The 21794-nt window shown below is 69.0% G+C and carries 15 protein-coding genes; 9 read left to right on the top strand and 6 right to left on the bottom strand.

The annotated features are described in order from the left end of the window. Positions 1-36 precede the first annotated feature (36 nt). Entirely contained in the window at positions 37-2229 is a 2193-nt protein-coding gene (gene uvrD, locus DX912_RS11795) for a DNA helicase II (RefSeq protein WP_115842714.1), read from the top strand. A gap of 211 nt (positions 2230-2440) precedes the next feature. On the opposite strand, the gene DX912_RS11790 is transcribed toward uvrD, so the two are convergent. From DX912_RS11790 to DX912_RS11775, 4 genes are all read right to left on the bottom strand, one after another. Next, a complete protein-coding gene (locus tag DX912_RS11790; RefSeq protein ID WP_115842713.1) occupies positions 2441-2683 on the bottom strand; it encodes a hypothetical protein in 243 nt (80 codons plus the stop codon). Positions 2684-2797: 114 nt separating this feature from the next. Continuing rightward, a complete protein-coding gene (locus DX912_RS11785) occupies positions 2798-3538 on the bottom strand; it encodes a 2OG-Fe(II) oxygenase (RefSeq protein ID WP_115842712.1) in 741 nt (246 codons plus the stop codon). Further along, a complete protein-coding gene (locus DX912_RS11780; protein WP_115842711.1) occupies positions 3535-4281 on the bottom strand; it encodes a bifunctional transcriptional activator/DNA repair enzyme AdaA in 747 nt (248 codons plus the stop codon). Before DX912_RS11780 ends, DX912_RS11785 begins: the two co-directional genes overlap by 4 nt. 90 nt (positions 4282-4371) lie before the next feature. Continuing rightward, a complete protein-coding gene (locus tag DX912_RS11775; protein ID WP_181902811.1) occupies positions 4372-4665 on the bottom strand; it encodes a DUF2782 domain-containing protein in 294 nt (97 codons plus the stop codon). 127 nt (positions 4666-4792) lie between these two features. Between DX912_RS11775 and polA the strand changes: the two genes are divergently transcribed. Next, positions 4793-7567, top strand: a complete 2775-nt coding sequence (polA, locus tag DX912_RS11770) for a DNA polymerase I (protein WP_115842710.1) — start codon at positions 4793-4795, stop codon at positions 7565-7567. Positions 7568-8140: 573 nt separating this feature from the next. After that, complete coding sequence (locus DX912_RS11765; RefSeq protein WP_115842709.1) at positions 8141-8632, top strand: DUF421 domain-containing protein; 492 nt, start codon at positions 8141-8143, stop codon at positions 8630-8632. Positions 8633-8641: 9 nt separating this feature from the next. On the opposite strand, the gene hemF is transcribed toward DX912_RS11765, so the two are convergent. Continuing rightward, entirely contained in the window at positions 8642-9565 is a 924-nt protein-coding gene (gene hemF / locus DX912_RS11760) for an oxygen-dependent coproporphyrinogen oxidase (RefSeq protein ID WP_115842708.1), read from the bottom strand. Between the two features lie 117 nt (positions 9566-9682). Here hemF and DX912_RS11755 point away from each other — a divergent pair, with 117 nt between their 5' ends. Continuing rightward, entirely contained in the window at positions 9683-11362 is a 1680-nt protein-coding gene (locus DX912_RS11755) for a DUF3300 domain-containing protein (RefSeq protein ID WP_115842707.1), read from the top strand. A gap of 28 nt (positions 11363-11390) precedes the next feature. After that, positions 11391-12287 carry a DUF2950 domain-containing protein gene (locus DX912_RS11750; RefSeq protein WP_115842706.1) on the top strand — a complete coding sequence of 299 codons (897 nt, stop codon included), beginning with the start codon at positions 11391-11393 and terminating at the stop codon, positions 12285-12287. 211 nt (positions 12288-12498) lie between these two features. On the opposite strand, the gene DX912_RS11745 is transcribed toward DX912_RS11750, so the two are convergent. Then, complete coding sequence (locus DX912_RS11745) at positions 12499-14913, bottom strand: S9 family peptidase (RefSeq protein ID WP_115842705.1); 2415 nt, start codon at positions 14911-14913, stop codon at positions 12499-12501. Between the two features lie 157 nt (positions 14914-15070). Between DX912_RS11745 and DX912_RS11740 the strand changes: the two genes are divergently transcribed. The 4 genes from DX912_RS11740 (at position 15071) to DX912_RS11720 (ending at position 21644) form a co-directional block, all read left to right on the top strand. Further along, positions 15071-16474: a cytochrome ubiquinol oxidase subunit I gene (locus tag DX912_RS11740; RefSeq protein ID WP_115842704.1), complete on the top strand. Its 1404-nt coding sequence runs from the start codon at positions 15071-15073 to the stop codon at positions 16472-16474. Next, positions 16474-17487, top strand: coding sequence for a cytochrome d ubiquinol oxidase subunit II (cydB, locus tag DX912_RS11735; RefSeq protein WP_115842703.1), 1014 nt, complete (start codon positions 16474-16476; stop codon positions 17485-17487). The genes DX912_RS11740 and cydB overlap by 1 nt, the downstream gene beginning before the upstream one ends. Before the next feature lie 562 nt (positions 17488-18049). Continuing rightward, positions 18050-18319 (top strand): YcgL domain-containing protein, encoded by a 270-nt coding sequence (locus DX912_RS11725; RefSeq protein ID WP_115842832.1) that lies wholly within the window; start codon positions 18050-18052, stop codon positions 18317-18319. Between the two features lie 37 nt (positions 18320-18356). After that, complete coding sequence (locus tag DX912_RS11720; protein ID WP_115842701.1) at positions 18357-21644, top strand: ankyrin repeat domain-containing protein; 3288 nt, start codon at positions 18357-18359, stop codon at positions 21642-21644. Positions 21645-21794 lie beyond the last annotated feature (150 nt).

The raw sequence follows: 21794 nt of genomic DNA, 5'->3' as shown, positions 1-21794 counted from the left end.
CGCGGGCGATGAGACCGCCGCCGCTACAATACCCGCATGGATGTCTCCCACCTGCTCGACGCGCTGAATCCAGCGCAGCGCGAGGCCGTCAGCGCCCCGCCCGGTCATTACCTCGTCCTCGCCGGCGCCGGTTCCGGCAAGACCCGCGTGCTCACTCACCGCATCGCCTGGATGAACGAAGTCCACGGCGTGCCGACCCACGGCATCCTCGCGGTGACCTTCACCAACAAGGCCGCCGGCGAGATGCGCCACCGCGTCGACGGCCAGCTGCGCCACGGCGCGCGCGGCATGTGGATCGGCACCTTCCACGGACTCGCGCATCGCCTGCTGCGCCTGCACTGGCAGGAAGCGAAATTGCCCGAAGGCTTCCAGGTGCTCGATTCGGACGACCAGCTGCGCCTGGTCAAGCGCGTCGTGCAGGCGCTGGAATTCGATGAAACGCGCTTCCCGCCGCGGCAGATCGTGTGGTGGATCAACGCGCAGAAGGACGAAGGCCGCCGCCCGCACAACCTGCAACCGACGTCCGGCGATCCGTGGGCCGACGTCATGCACAAATGCTACGAGGCCTACCAGGAGCGCTGCGAACGCGCGGGCCTGGTCGATTTCGCCGAACTGCTGCTGCGCGCGCACGAGCTGCTGCGCGACAACCCGGCGCTGCTGGCGCATTACCGGCATCGCTTCCGCGAGATCCTCGTCGACGAGTTCCAGGACACCAACGCGATCCAGTACGCCTTCGTGCGCGTGCTCGCGGGCGACACCGGGCACGTGTTCGTCGTCGGCGACGACGACCAGTCGATCTACGGCTGGCGCGGCGCGAAGGTCGAGAACATGCAGCGGTTCCTGAAGGATTTTTCCGGCACGCACACGATCCGCCTGGAGCAGAACTACCGCTCCAGCGCGAACATCCTGGAAGCGGCGAACGCGGTCATCGCGCACAACCCGGATCGCCTGGGCAAGAACCTCTGGACTGACAGCGGCACGGGCGAGCCGATCGACCTGTACGCCGCGTACAACGAGATGGACGAGGCGCGCTTCGTCGTCGAACGCCTGCGCCAGTGGGTGCGCGACGGCGGCAGCTACGGCGAGGTCGCCATCCTCTACCGCAGCAACGCGCAGTCGCGCGCGTTCGAAGAATCGCTGCTGTCCGAACAGGTGCCGTACCGTGTCTACGGCGGCTTGCGCTTCTTCGAGCGCGCCGAAATCAAGGACACGCTGGCCTACCTGCGCCTGATTGCCTCGCGCCTGGACGACGCGGCGTTCGAGCGCGCCGTGAACACGCCGACGCGTGGCATCGGCGAGCGCACGCTGGACGAAGTGCGACGCCGCGCGCGGGCCGATGGCGTTTCGCTGTGGGAGGCGTCGCGTCGGATCGTCGGCGAGAACGGCCTGGCGGCTCGCGCGCGCAATGCGGTCGCGGGCTTCCTCGCGATGATCGACGACCTCGACAACGAACTGGCGTCGATGACGCTGCCGGAGAAGATCGACCACGTGTTGATCCGCTCGGGTCTTCGCGAGCATTACTTCAACGAATCGCGTGGCCAGCTGGATTCGCGCGTGGACAACCTGGACGAACTGGTGTCGGTAGCCTCGCGCTTCACGCGCACCGACGACGAGGACGCGGCGGCGATGCCGGAACTGGTGGCCTTCCTCAGCTACGCCGCGCTGGAAGCCGGCGAAGGCCAGGCCCAGGCCGGCGAGGAAGGCGTGCAGCTGATGACGCTGCACAGCGCGAAGGGGCTGGAATTCCCGCTGGTGTTCCTGGCCGGCATGGAAGAGGGCGTGTTCCCGAGCGGCCGCTCCACGGAAGAGTCCGGTCGCCTCGAAGAGGAGCGGCGCCTCGCGTACGTCGGCATCACGCGCGCGCGGCAGAAACTCGTGCTCAGCTACGCCGAATCGCGCCGCATCCACGGCGCCGACATGTACGGCGTGCCGTCGCGTTTCCTGCGCGAGATCCCGGCACCGCTGCTCAACGAAGTGCGCCCGAAGGTGCAGGTCTCGCGCCCGTACAGCGGCGGCGTGCAACGCGGCGTGCTGGGCGCCAGTCGCGGCCACGCGCCGCTGGAGCAGCCGGCGGTGCGCTTGGGCTCGCAGGTGAAGCATCCCTCGTTCGGCATGGGAACCGTGACCGATTACGAAGGCAGCGGCGCGCACGCGCGCGTGCAGGTGAACTTCGACGATGCCGGCAGCAAGTGGCTGGTGCTGGCGTATGCGAATCTGCAGCCGGCGTGAGGAATAAGATCTGAGGACGTGCAGCGGTTCGCGCGTCGCAGTTCGTCGAGATAGCCCCTCATTAAGCCGTCATCCCGGCGAAAGCCGGGACCCAGGCTGATAGCGCGTCAGATGTGCGATGTGGGGCCTGCGGATGAGCTTCCAGCCTGGGTCCCGGCTTTCGCCGGGATGACAGCGGAAAGAAAGCTGGTAGAACGGGCGCGCGCCCGCCTCACTTCCTCAACTTCACCGTCTCGTCGAGCGAGCCATCGGGCAGCAGCGCCACGCAGCGCTTGCGGTCGCGGTCGAACAGCACCGGCATCGGGTCCTGGAAGAGCGGTCGGCGGACGAACTCCAGCGTCCACTGGAAATGCTCCAGCTGTTCCAGCGTGCGCGTCTGCTCGGGCGTGAGGCCGGCGCGCAGCGCGGCGGCGTCGGGCGTCGGCTTGGGCGTGCGTCGTTCTTTCCCGGACACTCCGGTGTTTCCTCCGTTGCGCCGCATACAGACGGTGCGGCGACCCGTTAACGGCGTCGCGCGAGGAAACTTGAGCCCGCGGACATCGATCGACGCGCAGACTATGGCGCAGGCTTACAGCGCGTCGTGAAACACGATGCCCAAAGTGTGACGTCGACCTGAACGCACGCGACTGACGCCGTGCCGGAGGTTCACGCGGTACGTGCCGCGCGTTCCTTTCACGGGCCGGTGATGCACGGCGAACACGACCGCATCGCCACGTCGCAGCGGCACCACATCGGCGCGCGACTGCATGCGCGGTCGCTGCTCGGTGAGCACGAACTCGCCGCCCTCGAAGTCGTCATCCGGCTCCGACAACAGCACCGCCATCTGAAGCGGGAAGACGTGTTCGCCGTAGAGATCCTGATGCAGGCAGTTGTAGTCGCCGGCGTCGTAGCGCAACAGCAGCGGCGTCGGCCGCACCTGTCCGGCGTCATGGCAGCGTTGCAGGAAATCGACGTGAGCCTCGGGATAGCGCACGTCGATCCCCATCGCCGCGTTCCAGCGGTTCGCCACCGGCGACAGGTGGGGATACACCGCCGTGCGCAGCATCGCGACGGTCTCGGGCAACGGATAGGCGAAGTAGCGGTACTCGCCGCTGCCGAAGCCGTGGCGCGCCATCACGACACGGCTGCGGAATCCGTCCGGCCGGTCGTAGAGCGCGGCGATCGCGCGGCATTCGGTTTGGTCGAGCAGGCCCGGCAGGATCGCGTGGCCGCAGGCGTCGAGCGCCGCGGCGACGCGTTCCCAGTCCTGCCACGCGATGCGCTGGGCGAGCGCCTTCGCGTCGCGGCGCAGGGCGACGGCGGCGCTCATGCGTGCGCCTCGCGCTGCAGCAGCGCCCGCTTGCGTGCGACGCCCCAGCGGTAGCCGGAGAGGCCGCCGTCGGCTGCCACCACGCGATGGCACGGCACGACCACGGCCAGCGGGTTCGCCGCGCATGCGGCCGCGACGGCCCGCGCCGAATCCGGCATCCCGAGGCGCCGCGCCAGTTCGCCGTAGCTCACGGTCGAGCCCTCCGGAATGCGGCGCAGCGCCTGCCAGACCTTCACCTGGAACGGCGTGCCCTGCAGGTCGACGGGTACGCCGAACCCGAGGTGTGGCGCCTCGATGCAGTCGACGACCGCTTCCAGCACCGCTTGCACGCCCCCCGTGTCCACCGCGAGCGCGGCGCCGGGCAGCCGCGATTGCAGATCGCGCACCAGGACGTCGGCGTCATCGCCGAACAGCACCGCCCGCAGTCCCGCATCGCCCTGCGCGACCAGCACAAGCCCGAGCGAGCTGTCGCCGATGGCGAAGCGGATGGTCTGGCGCACGTTATCGCGGCGCGGATGGCAACGCCGGCATGCGCGGAAACCGGCGCGTTCGGCGTCGTCCGGCGTTGCGTGGAAGTCCACGTTGCGCGGCAGCGGCCGGCGCGCGGCGCACGAGGGCCGGCAGTACACGCCGGTGGTTTTCACCGAGTAGATGAAGCGCCCATCGGCGGCGCGATCGCGTGCGCACAGCGCGAGCCAGCGCGGGTCGCGTTCGATGTCGAAGGAAAGTGTCTGGAGCGTCATCGCGTTCTCCCGTGGGACGTCACGCGATGGAGTCTGTACGGCGCGCCGCACGCCCGATATCCGGATCGTGCGGCGGCTTTGCGGCGCGGATTACCAGCTCAGCAACTTGTACTGCACCGGCGAGATCGGACCTTCGCCCTTGCTGCTGTCGAGGATGCCGTCGGCGTTGTTGTCGACGAGGTAGTACACCGGACCACGCGCGGGCGTGATGCGCACCACGCGCAGCTGGCCGGCGACGTAGTACTCGTCGATGGTGTCGCCGCCGCTGACGGTGCGCGAGCGCACTTCGGGATCCTGGAGCCCGACCGTCGGATCGTCGTTGCCCATCGTCGCGCAGCCGATCAGGGTCAACGGGAGCAGCAGGGCGAGCAGAGCGTGGCGCATGGCGGACTCCTTGCCGGTCGGCGGGATGCGGATGGCGATGCCCGCAAGGATACGCGCCGGGGCCGCTGCGAGGGGTGATGGGCCGGCCTGCACGGTCGCCAGAGCCGTGCAGCGTAGAATTCCGGCCATGACCGACACGCCCCGCCTCGTCCTCATCGACGGCTCCAGCTATCTCTATCGCGCCTTCCACGCGCTCCCGCCGCTCACCAACGACGCCGGCGAACCCACCGGCGCCTTGTTCGGCGTGGTCAACATGCTGCGCGCGACGCTGAAGGAGCAACCCGCGTACGTGGCCTTCGTCGTCGACGCGCCGGGCAAGACCTTCCGCGACGACCTGTACCCCGAGTACAAGGCCAACCGCGCCGCGATGCCCGACGAACTGCGCGCGCAGGTGCAGCCGATGTGCGACATCGTCAACGCGCTCGGCATGACGATCCTGCGCATCGAAGGCGTCGAAGCCGACGACGTCATCGGCACGCTTGCCGTGCGCGCGGCCGAGCAGGGCATCGACGTCACCATTTCCACCAGCGACAAGGACTTCGCGCAACTCGTGCGTCCCGGCATCGCGCTGGTCAACACGATGAGCGGCAGCCGGCTCGATTCGGAAGCCGGCGTGATCGACAAGTTCGGCGTGCGGCCGGACCAGATCATCGACCTGCTCGCGCTCATGGGCGACAGCGTCGACAACATCCCCGGCGTCGAGAAGTGCGGTCCGAAGACCGCGGCGAAATGGCTCGGCGAATACGGCACGCTCGACAACGTCATCGCGCATGCGGAGTCGATCAAGGGCAAGATCGGCGAGAACCTCCGCGCCGCGCTGCCGCGCCTGCCGCTCAACCGCATGTTGACGACGATCCGCACCGACGTCGATCTCGATCGCGGCCCGACTGATCTCGCTCTTCGCGATCGCCATGTCGATAAATTGCGCGAACTGTACGCGCGCTACGGCTTCAAGCAGGCGCTGCGCGAGCTCGAAGGCCCGGGCGCGGTGGTCGAGGATCACGCGAACAGCCCGACGGGCCTTCGCAACACGGCCGCCGGCCACGCGCGTTCCGGCGCGCCGGCGGAAGCGGTCGATCCGTCGCTGTCGGCGAAGGGCGATTACGAAGCGATCCTGACGCCGGAGCAGTTCGACGACCTGCTTACGCGACTGCGCGATTCGGAGGAGTTCGCGTTCGACACCGAAACCGACTCGCTCGATCCGATGCAGGCCAACCTCATCGGCCTGAGTCTGGCGGCGGAACCGGGCCGCGGCGCATACCTGCCGCTCGGCCACGATTATCCGGGGGCGCCGAAGCAGCTCGACCGCACCGAGGCGCTGGCGGCGCTGCGCACGCTGTTCGAGGATCCCACGCGCAAGAAGATGGGCCAGCACGGCAAGTACGACCTGCACGTGCTGCGTCGAAACGGCATCGAAGTTCGCAATTACGCCGACGACACGATGCTGCAGAGCTTCGTCTACAACGCGACGGCGACGCGCCACGACATGGATTCGCTGGCCAAGCGCTATCTCGGCTACGACACGGTGCGCTACGAGGACGTCGCCGGAAAGGGCGCGAAGTCGATTCCGTTCTCGCAGGTGTCCATCGAGGACGCGATGCGTTACGCCGCCGAGGACGCCGACGTCACGCTGCGCCTGCATCGCGTGCTTTCGCCGAAGGTCGAAGCGGTGCCGGGCCTGGCGCACGTGTACCACGAGATCGAAATGCCGCTGGTGCAGGTGCTCGAACGCGTCGAAGCCAACGGCGTGATGGTCGATGCCGACGAACTGCGCCGGCAATCGGCCGACCTCGGCAAGCGCATGCTCGCCGCGCAGCAGAAGGCGACGGAGCTGGCTGGTCGCACCTTCAACCTGGATTCGCCCAAGCAGCTCGGGCAATTGCTGTTCGACGAACTGAAACTGCCGGCGCTGGTGAAGACGCCGTCCGGTGCGCCGTCGACAAATGAGGAAGCGCTGGAAGCGATCGCCGACCAGCACGAATTGCCGCGGGTGATCCTGGAATACCGCGGCTTGTCGAAGCTGCGGAGCACGTACACCGACAAGTTGCCGGAGATGGTGAACCGCGACACCGGCCGCGTGCACACCAGCTACCACCAGGCCGGCGCGGCGACGGGACGGCTCGCGTCGAGCGATCCGAACCTGCAGAACATCCCGATCCGCACCGACGACGGCCGCCGCATCCGGCAGGCGTTCGTCGCGCCGGAAGGGCGCTGCATCGTCGCGTGCGACTACTCGCAGATCGAGCTGCGGATCATGGCGCACCTGTCGGAGGATCCGAGCCTGCTGCGTGCGTTCGAATCCGGCGCCGACATCCACCGCGCGACGGCGGCCGAAGTCTTCGGCAAGCCGTTCGACGAGGTCAGCAACAACGAGCGCCGCGCCGCGAAGGCCATCAACTTCGGCCTGATGTACGGCATGGGCGCCTTCGGCCTGGCGCGGCAGCTGAACATCTCGCGCGGCGAGGCGCAGGATTACATCGCGCTGTATTTCAGCCGGTATCCGGGCGTGCGCGATTTCATGGAGCGCACGCGCCAGCAGGCGCGCGAGCAGGGGTACGTGGAAACCGTATTCGGCCGCCGCCTGTACCTGGACAACATCCACGCGCGGAACCAGGGCCTGCGCGCGGGCGCGGAGCGAGCGGCGATCAACGCGCCGATGCAGGGCACCGCCGCGGATATCATCAAGCTGGCGATGATCTCCATCGATGGCTGGCTGGCCGATCACCGCGACCGCGCGCTGATGGTGCTGCAGGTGCACGACGAACTGGTGTTCGAGGTCGAGACCGGTTTCGTCGACACCCTGGTGAACGAGGCGCGCGACCGCATGTCCCGGGTGGCCGGATTGCGGGTTCCGCTGCTGGTCGACAGCGGTATCGGCGCGAACTGGGACGAGGCCCACTGACCGTTCGTCGGAAGCCGGATCCGGCAGTTTTCGTGCCACGACCGCCGGGAGGCGGATTTCGCGCGGAACGCGGGGAAAAACGTTTCCAATTCGGTGAATGCCTCCTGAATCCAACGAATTGTTAACCCGGATCTTCACGAACCATCCATGTACGGAATGGTCATATAGGTCGCGACAGGTGCAACGCCTGTCGCCGATCTCTCCCTCCCCTGGAGTGATCCCGGAGCGAAGGCCCCTCCCCAGGTCCCGCTCCCCAGCCCCGCCGGCCCCCCCTGCCTGCGGGGCTTTTTATTTTCCGCGCCGCGGAAAATAAAACCCAAATTTTCGCTGCGCGAAAACTCGGGCCCCACGCTCGCGCCTTCCAATCCCCTGCGGCTGCCGCCGCGCTCCCCTTACTAAGGGGAGCTCCCCGCTCCGGTCAGGACGCAGTGGCCGTCAGCCATTCACTTCCGTCATCCCGGCGAAAGCCGGGACCCAGGCCGTCACGCCATCCGCTCGCCCGACGTGGCGGCGCGAGTTTTCCTCCCCTCGAATTACCGCTAGCGTTCCCGCATCGCGGAAGCGGAGGCGGCCATGTTCGAGATGTCGATGCCGTGGTGGGAGTTCATCCTGCGCGCGGTGGCGGTGTACGTCGTGCTGCTGGGGATGATCCGGATCTCGGGCAAGCGGACGATGGGGCAGTTCACCGCGTTCGACATGCTGCTGATCGTGCTGCTCGGCAATGCGGTGCAGAACGCGCTGCTCGGCAAGGACACCTCGATGACGGGCGGGCTGCTGCTCGCGGCCACGCTCATCGTGCTGAACTGGTCGGTGGGCCTGCTCACTTCTCGCAGCCGCAAGATGGAGCGCCTGCTCGAAGGGGTGCCGGTCGTGCTCGCGCACAACGGGAACGTCTATCGCGACGTGCTGCGTCGCGAGCTGGTCAGCCGCTACGACTTTTCCAAGGCCATGCGCGAGGCCGGCTGCAACGACGTGGACCGCATCCACCTCGCGCTGCTGGAAACCGACGGTCGCATCACCATCCTGTTGCGCGAGCCCCCGGGCAATGGCGACGAGGACGTCTGACCTGCGCGATCAGCCCAGCTCGGCGAGCCAGTCGCGCGGGCGCAGGTAATCGGCCAGGCGCGCCTCGGGGCTGCCGTCTTCGGGCTCGAAACCGTATTCCCATCGCACCAGCGGCGGCAGGCTCATGAGGATCGATTCGGTGCGTCCGCCCGATTGCAGGCCGAACAGCGTGCCGCGATCGAAGACCAGGTTGAACTCGACGTAGCGGCCACGGCGATACAGCTGGAACTGGCGCTCGCGTTCGCCGTGCGGCGTGTCCTTGCGGCGCTCGACGATGGGCAGGTACGCATCGAGGAAACCGTCGCCCACGGCGCGCAGGTAGGCGAAGTCGGCATGGGCATCCTCATGCAGGTCGTCGAAGAACAGGCCGCCGACGCCGCGCGTTTCGTTGCGGTGCTTCAGGAAGAAATACTCGTCGCACCAGTGCTTGTGCTTCTCGTAGCGCGCCTGGCCGCCGAAGGGTTCGCACAGTTCGCGCGCGGTGTGGTGCCAGTGCAGCACGTCCTCGTCCACGGGATAGAACGGCGTGAGATCGAAGCCGCCACCGAACCACCACGCCACCGTCTCGCCGTCCCGCACGGCGCGGAAATGGCGCACGTTCGCGTGCGTGGTCGGTAGGTGCGGATTGCGTGGATGGAACACGAGCGAGACACCAACCGCGCGCCACGACGCGCCGGCCAGTTCCGGCCGCGCGGCGGTGGCCGAGGGCGGCAGCTTCGTGCCGGAGACGTCGGAAAAGCCGATGCCCGCCTGTTCGAACACCGCGCCGTCGCGAAGGATGCGCGTGCGGCCCCCGCCGCCTTCCGGGCGCTGCCACACGTCCTCGCGGAAGCGCGCGCCGCCGTCTGCGTGCTCGATCGCGGCGCAGATGCGGTCCTGCAGGTCGGTGAGGTAGGCGCGGACGTCGTCGAAGGCCGGGGCAGGCGAGCTCATGTTCACAGGGACATAGCGGGGCAGGCGCGCATGATAGCCGCCGCCCGTTCAGGGGGCCGTCGAAGGACCGGCGTTGCGCCGGGGCCATCGACGCTCTTCAGGTGTGGGAGGTGTGTGATGCGCATGCTCCGCCCGTGTGTGCTGTCCGCCGTTCTCGTCGCCGCGCTGTCGGCGACCTCGTGCAAGCGCGAGGCCGCGCCCGCGGCCACCACTGCGCCGGCACCCGCCGCTCCCGCGCCCGCCGCCACGACACCGGCCGCGATGACCGCAGCGCCGGCGCAGCGTGTGTTCGCGCAGGAAGAGCTCGACCAGATGGTCGCGCCGATCGCGCTGTATCCCGATTCGCTGCTGACGCAGGTGCTGATGGCGGCGACGTATCCCGGCAACGTCGCCGACGCCGTCGCGTGGTCGAAGGCGCATCCCGACGCGAAGGGCGATGCCGCGGTGAAGCTGGTCGCGGACCAGCCGTGGGATCCGAGCGTGCAGTCGCTGGTCGCCTTCCCGCCTGTGATGTCGACGCTTTCGCAGGATCCGGGCTGGGTGCAGCGTCTGGGCGATGCGTTCCTCGCGCAGCCGGGCGACGTGATGGACGCCGTGCAGCGGCTGCGTCGCGCCGCGCAGGCCGCCGGCAATCTGCAGAGTTCGGAACAGCAGAAGGTCACGGTCGTGGCGGCACCATCCGCACCGGCGCCGGTCGTGGTCGAAGGCCAGGCGCCACCTCCGCCCCCGCCGACGCAGATCATCCAGATCGAGCCGGCCAATCCCGAAGTCGTCTACGTGCCCAGCTACAACCCGACCACCGTGTACGGGTCGTGGCCGTATCCGTCGTATCCGCCCGCGTACTACCCGCCGGCGCCGGCGTGGTATCCGGGCAGCGTGCTCGCGGCCGGCCTCGCGTTCGGCACCGGCGTCGCCGTCGCCGATGCGCTGTGGGGCGACTGGGACTGGCACGGCGGCGACGTCGACATCGACGTGAACCGCTACAACAACATCAACGTCAACCGGCAGATCGACGCGAGCCGCAGCACGTGGCGGCACGACGCGAATTTCCGCGGCGACGTGCCGTATCGCGATGCGCGCAGCCGCGAACAGTTCGGCCAGCAGCGACTGCCCGGCGCCGACCAGCGCCAGCAGTTCCGCGGCAACGACGCGGCGCACCAGGCCAATCGCGATCGCGCGCGGCAGGAGATGGAACGTCGCGGCTTCGAAGCACCCGCGGCCAGCAACCGCCAGGCGCAGGAGCGCGCGCGCGAAGCAGGACGCGATATCCAGAATCGACCCGGCGGGCTCGATTCGCGTCCCGGGCAGGGCGGCGCCGGTGTGCAGCGCGATCCGTCGCGCGAACGCGCCCGCGAGACCGCGCAGGCCCGCACACGCGACGCATCGCAACGCGACGTGTCACGCGACCATGCGCGCGAGGTCGCGCAGCAGCGCGGCGATCGCGCGCAGGCAGGCACGCATCGCGATGCCGGCCCGCGCACCACGCACGCCAACGCCCAGCAGCGCGACCATGCCCGCAACGAGGCGCGCGGTGCGCAGGCGCAGCACATGCAACGCTCGCAGGCGAACCAGCCGCGCCTGCAGGACCACGCGCAGCAGCGGCAGACGCACGAGGTCTCGCGCAACAACGCATTCGAGGGCGCGCGGCACCCGCAGCAATCGCGCCAGCAGCTCGAACGCGGGCAGCAGAGCCGGCAGATGCAGCAGCGGCCGCAATCGCAGCGCTCGGGCGGGCACCAGGTGCAGCGGCAGTCGCGCCCGTCGCACGGCGGCGGTGGCGCGCGTCGTCGCGGTTGATCGCGCAGGTTCGAGGAGGAGTCCTTCGATGAAACTTGCAAACCCCTTGCTGCTGGCCTTGCTGGTCGCGCTGTGCGTTTCGCCGGCCTTCGCGCAGAGCGCCTATCCCACGGCGGACGCCGCAGCCGACGCGTTCGTCGCTGCGGTCGAGAAACACGACCAGGCCGCGTTGCAGAAGGTGCTCGGTGCGCAGTGGCGCGACTACATCCCGATGGAAGGCATCGATCGCGAGGACGTCGACGCGTTCCTCGCGATGTGGAAGCAGTCGCATCGCATCCTCGCCGAGGGCGCGACGGCGAAGCTGGCCGTGGGCGACGGTGGCTGGACCCTGCCCATTCCGCTGAAACAGGACAAGAGCGGCTGGCGCTTCGATCCGAAGGCCGGCGGCGAGGAGATGCGCGTGCGACGCATCGGTCGCAATGAGCTTGCCGTGCTGCAGGCGGTGCAGGCCTACCGCGACGCGCAGCTGGATTACGCCGAGAACGACCACGATGGCGACGGGGTGCTCGAATACGCGCAGCACATCCTCAGCAGCGACGGAAAGCACGACGGGCTCTACTGGCCCGAAGACGGCAGCGCGGACGTGAGCCCGCTCGGCCCGCTCTTCGGCGACGACCTGCCGAAGGGCGATTACCTCGGCTACCGCTATCGCATCCTGACCTCGCAGGGCGCCTCGGCGCCGGGCGGCGCGCGCAACTACCTCGTCGACGGACGCATGACGCGCGGCTTCGCGCTCGTCGCATGGCCGGCGAAATACGGCGATACCGGCGTGATGAGCTTCATGATCGGCCCGGACGGACAGGTGTTCGAGAAGGATCTCGGGCCGGGCGGCGAAGCGATCGCGAAGGCGATGAAGGGCTTCGATCCGGATTCGAGCTGGAGCGAGGCGAAGATGCCGGCGGTGGAGGCTGCGGCGACGCGGTGATGCGGGCGGGATTCCGGTGATGTCTGCCGGTTGCTTGCTGTCATTCCCGCGAAAGCGGGCATCCATCCTTCCATGCCGGTCATCCCTTCTCCCGCTTGCGGGAGAAGGTGCCCGGAGGGCGGATGAGGGCAGGGCGGTGTTGTCGCTTCGCTTGCCCTCACCCCAACCCCTCTCCCGCAGGCGGGAGAGGGGCTAGAGACATCCCTGCCGCTTACTTCAACGTCCGCTCGAACAGCTCGTAGATGCGGCGGTACTCGTCGTACCAGCTGTCCGAACGCGTGAAGCTGTGGCGCTCCAGCGGGTACGGCGCGATTTCCCACTTGTCCTTGCGCAGTTCGATCAGGCGCTGGCTCAGCATCACCGAATCCTTGAAGAACACGTTGTCGTCGATCATGCCGTGGGCGATCAGCAGGTTGTCCTGCAGCTTGTCGGCGAAGTTGATCGGCGAGGAGACCTGGTAGGCCTCCGGATCGAGTTCCGGTGTGTTGAGGATGTTGCTGGTGTATTCGTGGTTGTACTGCGACCAGTCGGCCACCGGGCGCAGCGCCGCGCCGGCCTTGAACGTGCCCGGCGAGCGGAACAGCGCCATGAACGTCATGAAGCCGCCGTACGAACCGCCGTAGATGCCGGCGCGGTCCTTGTCGCCCTGCTTGTTGGCGACCAGCCAGTCCAGGCCGTCCAGGTAATCCTCCAGTTCCGGATGGCCCATCTGGCGATAGATCGCCGTGCGCCAGTCGCGGCCGTAGCCTTCGGATGCGCGGTAATCCAGGTCGAGCACGACGTAACCCTGCTGCACGAGCAGGTTGTGGAACATCTGCTCGCGGAAGTAGTTCGGATATCGCTCCGACACGTTCTGCAGGTAACCGGCACCATGCACGAACATCACGACCGGATACTTGCGGCCCGGCTCGTAGTTCTTCGGACCGTAGAACTTGCCCCACACCACGCCCGCGCCATGCTTGCTCGGCACCTGCACGTACTCGGGCTGGATCCACTGGCGGCCCTTGAATTCAGGCTTGCGCGTGTCGGTCAGCTGCGTCGCGTTGCCGCCGGCGGCATTCACCACGGACAGCTGCGGCGGCATGTAGCTCGACGAATGGCGCACGAGCACCTTGCTGCCGTCCGGCGAAAGCGCGAAGTCTTCGACGCCGTCGAGCGAGGTCACTTCGCGCACGTCGCCACCGGCGACCGGCACGGCGCAGACTTCGTAATCGCCCGGCCACTTGCGGTTGCAGGTGAAGAAGAACGATGCGCCATCGGCCGAGAGCGTCGGCGCCGAGACCTCCCACTTGCCGCTGGTGAGCTGGCGCGACTTGCCGCCGTCGTTCACGTACAGGTGCGAATAGCCGCTGCGTTCGGACAGGAACCACAGCGCGCCGTCGCCGGTCCAGCCGAAATCGTTGAAGCCCCAGTTGATCCACGCCTTGTCGGTGAGGCGGTCGCGCGTGACAAGCTTGGTGTTCGCCGCGTCGCCGCTCGCGGGCGAGAGCGACACGATCCAGCGATCCTTGTTGTCGACCGCGCGCACGAGCATCGCGACATTGCGCGAGTCGTCGCTCCAGTGGATCGCAGGGCCCGAACCATCGCCGTCGCTCTCGATGCGGACCGGACGATCGCCCTTCAGCGGATCCTGCTTGGCGGCCTTGCGCATCGCGGCGAGCGGATCGTCCTTGATGCCCGGCAGCGAATCGAACTTCAGTTCGGTCGCCTTCGATGCATTGACGTCCACCAGCCACAGGCGATGCGGCAGCGGATCGTTGCGGCCCACGCGCGTGCGCGCGTCCTCGAATTCCTCGTAACCCGATTCGGTCACGTACTTCGGCATCTTGCCGGCCTGGCCCTCGTCGGCTCCCTTGGCGGTGGTGACGACGAGCAGCCATCGGCCATCCGGCGACAGCGCGCTGTCGGCGACGACGACGTCGGTGCCCAGGTACGTCGGCGCGGGTGCGCGCGTGGGATCGGCGCGACGCCAGGCTTCGTTCTGGTCGCGCGCGCCGTCGCGCAGTTCCTTGTCCTTCTTCAGCGTGGCGATCATCGCCAGCTGGCGTTCGCGGAGATCGTCGGCCTTCGGCGGCGCGGCGGGATCCTTTTCGGCCTTCACCACCGCGGCCTGGCTCACGCCGCGACCGGCGCGCCACTGGTACCAGTCGTTGGCCTGGCGGAAGACGAGGTTGCCGTCGCTGCTCCACTGCGGCGTGGCTTCATCGGCATTGGTGCGCGTGACCTGCGTCAGCGCGCCGGTGCGCAGGTCGCGCACGAAGACATCGCCGTTGCGGACGAACGCCATGCGCTGGCGCGATGCGTCGTACACGGCGCGCGGCGCGTCGAGGTCGGCGCGCGCGGCACCGTCGAGCACGGCGCCGTTGCCGCCTGCAATGGCTTGCTGGTACGTGTCGCGGATCGCAGCCCCTTCACGCTTGAGTTGGTACTGAACACGTTGGCCGTCCCAGGCCCACCAGGCCTGTTCGACCGGCGGACCGATCCAGTCGGGATCGGCCATGGCCTCGGTCAAGGTGACCGGCGTCTGCGCGCAGGCCGCGCTCGCCAGGAAGGCGCCGGTCGAAAGGACGGCGGCAAGGGAAGTCAGGCGCGCAAGGGAAGTAAGGCGGATGGGACGCGATGGCATGAGGTCGTACCGGCACGGTTGGACAAAACCCCCGCAGCCTAGCAGCCCGCCGCTTCGCCGGATCGGGTCATGCGTCATGGGTGGGACGATTTGGCCGAAGACAGCCTGCGCGAGGCGGCACACACTTCGTGCCCGGCCCCACCCGAGGAGCTGAGCCGTGGACCCGCTGCTGCTGTCGCGCATCCAGTTCGGATTCGTCATTTCGTTCCACATCCTGTTCCCGGCCTTCACCATCGGCCTCGCGAGCTGGCTGGCCTTCGTCGAATGGCGCTGGCTGCGCACGCGCGACACGCTCTGGCGCGATCTGTATTTCTTCTGGATCAAGATCTTCGCCGTGTCCTTCGGCATGGGCGTGGTGTCGGGCATCGTCATGAGTTTCCAGTTCGGCACGAACTGGGCGACGCTGAGCGAACAGGCAGGCAACATCCTCGGGCCGCTGCTGAGCTACGAAGTGCTCACGGCGTTCTTCCTGGAAGCGACGTTCCTCGGCGTGATGCTGTTCGGCTGGGGTCGCGTGAGCGAGAAGCTGCACTTCCTCAGCACCTCGATGGTCGCGCTGGGCACGCTGATTTCCACGTTCTGGATCATCTCGGCCAATAGCTGGATGCAGACGCCGCAGGGCTACAGCATCGTCGACGGCGTGTTCCACCCGGACGACTGGTTCGCGATCATCTTCAACCCGTCGTTCCCGGTGCGGCTGGCGCACATGGTGCTCGCCGCGTTCATCACGACGTGCTTCGTCATCGGCGGCGTCGGTGCGTCGTACCTGCTGCGCGGCGTGCATGTCGATGCCGGCAAGCGGATGCTCAAGGCCGCCGTGTTGTTCGCGGCGATCACGGTGCCGGCGCAGGTGATCGTCGGCGACCTGCACGGCCTGAACGCGCTCGAACACCAGCCGACGAAGGTCGCCGCGCTCGAAGGCCACTGGGAAAGCGAGCCCGAGGGCGAAGGGATGCCGTTCGTGGTGTTCGCGGTGCCGAACGAACGCGCCGAACGCAACGATTTCGAGTTCGCCATTCCGCGCGCGGGCAGCATCATCCTCACGCATTCGTGGAACGGCGAGATCCCGCCGCTGAAATCCGTGCCGGCCAGCGAGCGTCCGCCGGTGAAACCGGTGTTCTATGCGTTCCGCGTCATGGTCGGGCTCGGCACGCTGATGCTGATCCTCACGCTGTATTCGCTCTACCAGTTCTGGCGCGGACGCCTGTACGAATCGCGCCTGGCGCTGCGCGGCTGGCGCCTGCTGACGCTCGCGGGCTTCGTCTGCATGCTCGCCGGCTGGTACGTCACCGAGATCGGCCGCCAGCCGTACGTGATCTACGGCCTGCTGCGCACGGCGGACGCGGTGAGCCCGACGCTCGCGGCGGCGGCCGTGCTGACGTCGCTGATCGTCTACATGGTCGTGTACTCGATCGTGTTCGGCTCGGGCATGTGGTACCTCACGCGCCTGGTGAAGAAGGGACCGCTACCGCACGAACCGCCGCAGCACACGCGCGGCGGCGACAAGACGCCGGCGCGTCCGCTGTCCGCCGCAGGCGAGGATCTCGAGGAGGGCGTGTGATGGACATGGCCACCGTGCTGCCCGTGATCTGGTTCGGCGTGATCGGCTTCGGCGTGCTGATGTACGTCGTGCTCGACGGTTTCGTGCTGGGGCTCGGCATCCTCGCGCCGTTCGCCGAAACCGAAGCGCAGCTCGATCACATGATGAACACCGCCGCGCCCATCTGGGACGGCAACGAAACCTGGCTGGTGCTCGGCGGCGCGGGCCTGCTCGCGGCGTTCCCGAAGGCGTACGCCGTGGTGCTGTCGGCGCTCTATTTGCCGGTGCTGCTGATGCTCATCGCGCTGGTGTTCCGTGGCGTCGCGTTCGAATTCCGCTTCAAGGCCAATCGCGCGAAGTTCGCGTGGGGGCTCGCGTTCTCGCTGGGTTCGATGGTGTGCGCGTTCGCGCAGGGCGTGATCCTCGGCGCGCTGGTGGAAGGCATGCCGCTGCAGGACGGCAAGTACATGGCCGGCGCGTTCGGCTGGTTCAGCCCGTTCTCGATGCTGACCGGCATCGCGGTGCTGTTCGGCTACGCGCTGTTGGGATCGACGTGGCTGATCCTGAAAACCGAAGGCCGCATGCAGGACATCGCACGCGGCCTGACGCGACCACTGGTGCTGGTGGTCGTCGCGTTCATGGGGCTGGTGAGCGCGTGGCTGCCGTTCCTGGACTCGCGGGTGATGGCGCGCTGGTTCGAGGACGGGAATTTCTGGTGGCTGGCGCCGGTGCCGCTGCTGGCGCTGGCCAACGCCTTCGCGCTGTGGCGCGCGGCGATGCGCCGCGGGCGCGATGCGAAGCCGTTCGTGCTGACGCTGTGCTTCTTCGCGCTGGGCTTCGCCGGGCTGGTGCTCGGCATCTGGCCGAACATCGTGCCGCCCGGCCTGACGATCTGGGACGCCGCCTCGCCGCCGTCGTCGCAGGGCTTCGTGCTGGTGGGCCTGATCGTGCTGCTGCCCGCGATCCTGGGCTACACGTACTGGTCCTACAGCGTGTTCAAGGGGAAGGTCGCGGCGGACGCGGGGTATCACTGAATTGGGATTCGGGGCCCGGCGCCCGGGACTTGAAGCTCGGCACGCCGAGCTCTGAGTCCGAAACGTCGGGCTCAAAGCTCGGAGCGTCGAGATTGGAGCTCGGAGGGTCGAGCTCAAAGCCCGGAACGTCGAGTTCGAAGCTCGGGACGCGGAGCTCAAAGCTCGGAGCGTCGAGCTCAAAGCCCGGAATGCCGAGTTCCAAGCTCGGGATGCGGAGCTCGAAGCCCGGGACGCTGAGCTCCAACCTCGGAGCGTCGAGCTCAAAGCTCGGGACGCCGAGCTCAAAGCCCGGAGCGTCGAGCTCAAAGCTCGGGACGCCGAGCTCAAAGCTCGGGCCGTCGGGCTCCAGCCCGGAGCGTCGATCGCGAAGCGCGGGGCGTGCGCCTCGTAGGGCGGATCAAGCCTCCCGGCGCGTGCGGTCCGGGCACGCGAGGGTTCTGCCGCCTTCACACGCGCGCTTTATAAAACCGGAACCAGGAATCCCGAATCCACGCTTTGCGACGTTATGCTGTGGCGAAAATCTCGCCGCGCCGTCCCCCGCGCGCGCCTGCCGCCGGAACCGATGCAAGCCTACGTCTACAAGAGCCTCCGCAAGCCCGACACCTACGTTTACCTCGCGCAGCGCGACGACTTCGCGCGCCTGCCCGAACCGCTGCGCACGCAGCTGGGCACGCTGCATTTCGTGCTGGAAGTCGCACTGACCCCCGAACGCAAGCTGGCCCGCGAGGACGCCGCCGTCGTGCGCGAGAACCTCGCGCTGCGCGGTTTCCACCTGCAATTCCCGCCGAAGGTCGAAGACCCGATGCTGGAGGACTGGGGCACCGATGCCTGAGTCCACGCCTCCCGTCCGGGCCGCCCGCACCGCGTCGATGCCGCTGCGCATCGGCGGCGTGCTGGCCGGTGGTGTCCTGCTGGGCCTGATTGCGGGCGTCGGCGGCCTCGTTGCCGCGATCGCGGGCGTCCTCGCGCAGCCGTTGAACGCACTCGCCGTACGCGCCTGGCGCGATGGCGGCCTGCCCGCGCGCCGCGAGGCCATCCGCGACGGCATCGCGCTCGCGCTGGTCTGGGGCGGCGCCGTCGCCGTGCTCGCCGCGTTGCTGGCGTGGCCGCTGTCCTCGCTGCTTTCCAGCGGCTCGCTGGGCGCCGCGCTCGGCGTGAGCGCCGTCGTCGGCCTCGCGCTGCTCGGCCTGTGGCGCGTGTGGCCGCTGTGGCTCGGCCTGGAGCGCGACGGCGGTCCGATTCGCGAGCACTGGCACGCGCTGGGCGAACTCGAACTGGGCGCCTGGCGCGGACTCGGCGTCGCGGCGATCGTGCTGGCGATGGCGGTGATCGTCGTCGCCCTGGCCTGGCCGCAGCTGCTCGGCGGTGGCGTCCGCTGGACGCTTGCGGCGCTGCTGGCGCTCGGCGCTCCCGCGCTGCATGCGCTGCTCCAGCAGATCGAACCGGCCGACCCGCTGCCGGGCTTCGCGTTCGATGCCGACGAGGACGAGGTCGAACTCGACGAACCCGTCGCACTGACCGAGGGCGAACCGCTCGCGCCGCTGCTGTACGCCGCCGCGCGCGCCGGCCGCGTGGAGCGCGCGCTGGAGTTGATCGAGCTGGGCGCCGACGTCACCGCGCCGCCGCCGGCCGACGATCGCGACCAGCGCAGCCTCGCCGTGCTCGCCGCGGTGTTGCCTGACCTGCGCCTGCTGCGCGCGCTGATCGCCAACGGCGCCGATCTCAACGCGAGTCACGCCGGCATGACGCCGCTGCTGGCCGCCACGCGCGACAGCTGGCACGGGCGCCCCGACGCGGTGATGACGCTGCTGGCCAACGGCGCCGACCCGCGCCTGACCGACAACGAAGGCAACACGCCGCTGCATCACGCCGCGCGCAGTTCCGATCCGGGCGTCGCCGCGCTGCTGCGCGATGCGGCCGCCGAACTGGATCCGCTCAACCGCGACGGCGTCTCCCCGCTCGGCATGGCCTGCGCGGTCGGCAACTGGCGCCTGGCGAAATTCCTGCTGGAGCGCGGCGCGCGTCCGGAGCCCGTCGACGGCCAGCCGGCGCTGCTCGCCGCCGCCGGTGGCGAAGAGGACGACGCGGCCGGCGTCGCGCTGCTGCTCAAGCACAAGGCGAAGGTGGACGCGCGCGATCGCCGCGGCCGCACTGCGCTGCATGAGGCCGCGTTCGCCGGGCACGTGGACATCGCCGCGACGCTGCTCGCCGCGCACGCCGATCCGTCGATCCGCGACCACGACGGCCGCACCCCGTTCCTCGAAGCCGCGCGCGCCTCGCGCGAATCGCTGCTCGACAAGCTGCTGCAGCACCTGCCGCGGGGCGGCGCCGATGCCGCCACCAGCGCCGACGCGCGCGGCCGCACCGCGCTGATCCTGGCGTGCATGGCCGATTCGCCGTCGCCGACGCTGGTGCAGAAGCTCCTCGACCTGGGCAGCGATGCCGAACACCGCGACGCCGACGGCAAGCGCGCGATCGACCGCGCCGCCGAAGCCGGGCGCTGGTCGCTGGTCGCTGCGCTCGATCGCGCGTACCCGCTGCCGGCCGCGCTCAGCGAGGACGCCGACGACGACGCGCCGCTGCCCGATCGCGCCCCGACCGTGCTACTGCGCGATGGCCTGCGCGATGGTCGTGCGGACGAACTCGGCGGTCTCGCGCAACTGCTCAGCGCGAAGGAACGTGGCGCGCTGCTGCACGACGAAGATGCGATCGGCTCGGCGGAGCGCGTGCGCTGGCTGCTCGCGCAGGGCGCGGATCCGGAAGTGCGCGATCCGCAGCAGGGCGACACGCCGGTGCACGCGATGCTCTCGCGCATGCCGGAAGCGGAAACGTCATTGCGCGCACTGCTGGAACGCGCGGTGTCCCCGGCCGGTGCCGGCGGTCTGGCGCGCTTCCTCGCCTCGGCGCAGGGCAGTGCGGGCGATTCCGCATCGCTGGAAGCCCTCGCGCTCGAACTGCTGGAACGCGGCGCCGATCCGTTCGCGCGTTCGCCCGCGGGCGATCCGCCGCTCGCACTCGCCGTCCGCCTCGGCTGGGCGCGCCTGCTCGATCGCCTGCTCGCGATCGGCGTCGACCTCAACGCCCGCGACAGCCATGGCATGAGCGCGCTGCACCTCGCCGCCGCGCTCGGACGCGACGGCATGCTGAAGCGGCTGGTCGCGCACGGCGCGGCGCCGGACCTGCTCGCCGCCGACGGCCAGACGCCGCTCGGCGTCGCGCTGTCGTCCGGCCGACGCGACCTCGCCGACTGGCTAGACTGGCGCGGCTGGCCGCTGCCGCGTCGTCCGCTGCAGGCGCAGGACATTCCCGCGGCGGCGATCGTCGGCGATGCGGACGCGGTGCGTCGCCTGCTCGACCTCGGCCTGCCCGTGGACGCCACCGACGCGCAGGGCTGCACCGCGCTGCTGCGTGCGGCCGGCGGTGGACATCGCGCCGTCGTCGACCTGCTGCTCGCGCGCGGCGCGGATCCGGAGCGCACCGCGAACTCGGGCGCGACGCCGCTGTCGGCGGCGGTGAGCATGCGCCACGCCGACATCGTCGACCGCCTGCTCGCCGCGGGCGCGCCGCTCGAGCAGCGCCTGCCGGGCGATCTCACCGTGCTGATGGTCGCCTGCGCGCTGGGCCTGACCGACCTGGCCGCGCGGCTGCTCGCCGCGGGCGCCGACGTGCAGGCCTGCGATGCGCAGGGTCGCCAGGCGCTGCATTGCGCGGCGATGTACGGCTTCAACGCGCGCGAGCGTTCGCGCCTGGTCGCGTTGTTCGACACGCTGCTGCTGGCCGGCGTCGATGCCGACCAGCTGGCCGCCGGCGCCACGCCGCTGCTGCTGTTGCTGGGCGCGCGCGCCGAACCGGGCAGCGATGCCGACGAGGATGTGCTGGTCGCCGGGCTGCAATTGCTGATCGATCACGACGCCTCGCTCGACGCCAAGGACCCGCGCGGCTTCGGCCCGCTGCATCTGGCGGCGCTGCATGGCCTGCCACGCGTGGTGCAGTTCCTGCTGCGCGCCGGCGCCGACCCGGACCTGCGTGACGCCCTCAACCGCACGCCGCGCGAGATCGCGGTGATGCGCGGCTTCATCGACATCGCGGCGGAATTCGCACCGGCGACGCCGGGGCAGAACCTGTCGATGGCGAGGTTCCTGCGCGAGCCGCGTTGATTCGTTCGATTGTGGCTTCACACCAGGTATCGAGCCCCTCTCCCGACGGGAGAGGGGTTGGGGTGAGGGTCGGGGCGTGCGATCGCGCTGAAGCGCGCTGAGCCCGAAATCAGACTGGATTCCAGCTTTCGCTGGATGACGAGCGTTTGA

This window comes from Lysobacter soli, assembly GCF_003382285.1.
In the GTDB taxonomy this organism is placed as follows: Bacteria; Pseudomonadota; Gammaproteobacteria; order Xanthomonadales; family Xanthomonadaceae; genus Lysobacter_J; species Lysobacter_J soli.
The sequence above is the reverse complement of the archived record's forward strand: the minus strand, read 5'-3'. Positions and strand labels throughout refer to the sequence as shown.

Excerpts from the sequence above, each read along its gene's own strand:
- uvrD (WP_115842714.1), top strand. The coding sequence starts at position 37 with ATGGATGTCTCCCACCTGCTCGACGCGCTGAATCCAGCGCAGCGCGAG.
- DX912_RS11785 (WP_115842712.1), bottom strand. The coding sequence starts at position 3,538 with ATGAGCGCCGCCGTCGCCCTGCGCCGCGACGCGAAGGCGCTCGCCCAG.
- DX912_RS11780 (WP_115842711.1), bottom strand. The coding sequence starts at position 4,281 with ATGACGCTCCAGACACTTTCCTTCGACATCGAACGCGACCCGCGCTGG.
- DX912_RS11775 (WP_181902811.1), bottom strand. The coding sequence starts at position 4,665 with ATGCGCCACGCTCTGCTCGCCCTGCTGCTCCCGTTGACCCTGATCGGC.
- polA (WP_115842710.1), top strand. The coding sequence starts at position 4,793 with ATGACCGACACGCCCCGCCTCGTCCTCATCGACGGCTCCAGCTATCTC.
- DX912_RS11765 (WP_115842709.1), top strand. The coding sequence starts at position 8,141 with ATGTTCGAGATGTCGATGCCGTGGTGGGAGTTCATCCTGCGCGCGGTG.
- hemF (WP_115842708.1), bottom strand. The coding sequence starts at position 9,565 with ATGAGCTCGCCTGCCCCGGCCTTCGACGACGTCCGCGCCTACCTCACC.
- DX912_RS11755 (WP_115842707.1), top strand. The coding sequence starts at position 9,683 with ATGCGCATGCTCCGCCCGTGTGTGCTGTCCGCCGTTCTCGTCGCCGCG.
- DX912_RS11750 (WP_115842706.1), top strand. The coding sequence starts at position 11,391 with ATGAAACTTGCAAACCCCTTGCTGCTGGCCTTGCTGGTCGCGCTGTGC.
- DX912_RS11745 (WP_115842705.1), bottom strand. The coding sequence starts at position 14,913 with ATGCCATCGCGTCCCATCCGCCTTACTTCCCTTGCGCGCCTGACTTCC.
- cydB (WP_115842703.1), top strand. The coding sequence starts at position 16,474 with ATGGACATGGCCACCGTGCTGCCCGTGATCTGGTTCGGCGTGATCGGC.
- DX912_RS11725 (WP_115842832.1), top strand. The coding sequence starts at position 18,050 with ATGCAAGCCTACGTCTACAAGAGCCTCCGCAAGCCCGACACCTACGTT.
- DX912_RS11720 (WP_115842701.1), top strand. The coding sequence starts at position 18,357 with ATGCCGCTGCGCATCGGCGGCGTGCTGGCCGGTGGTGTCCTGCTGGGC.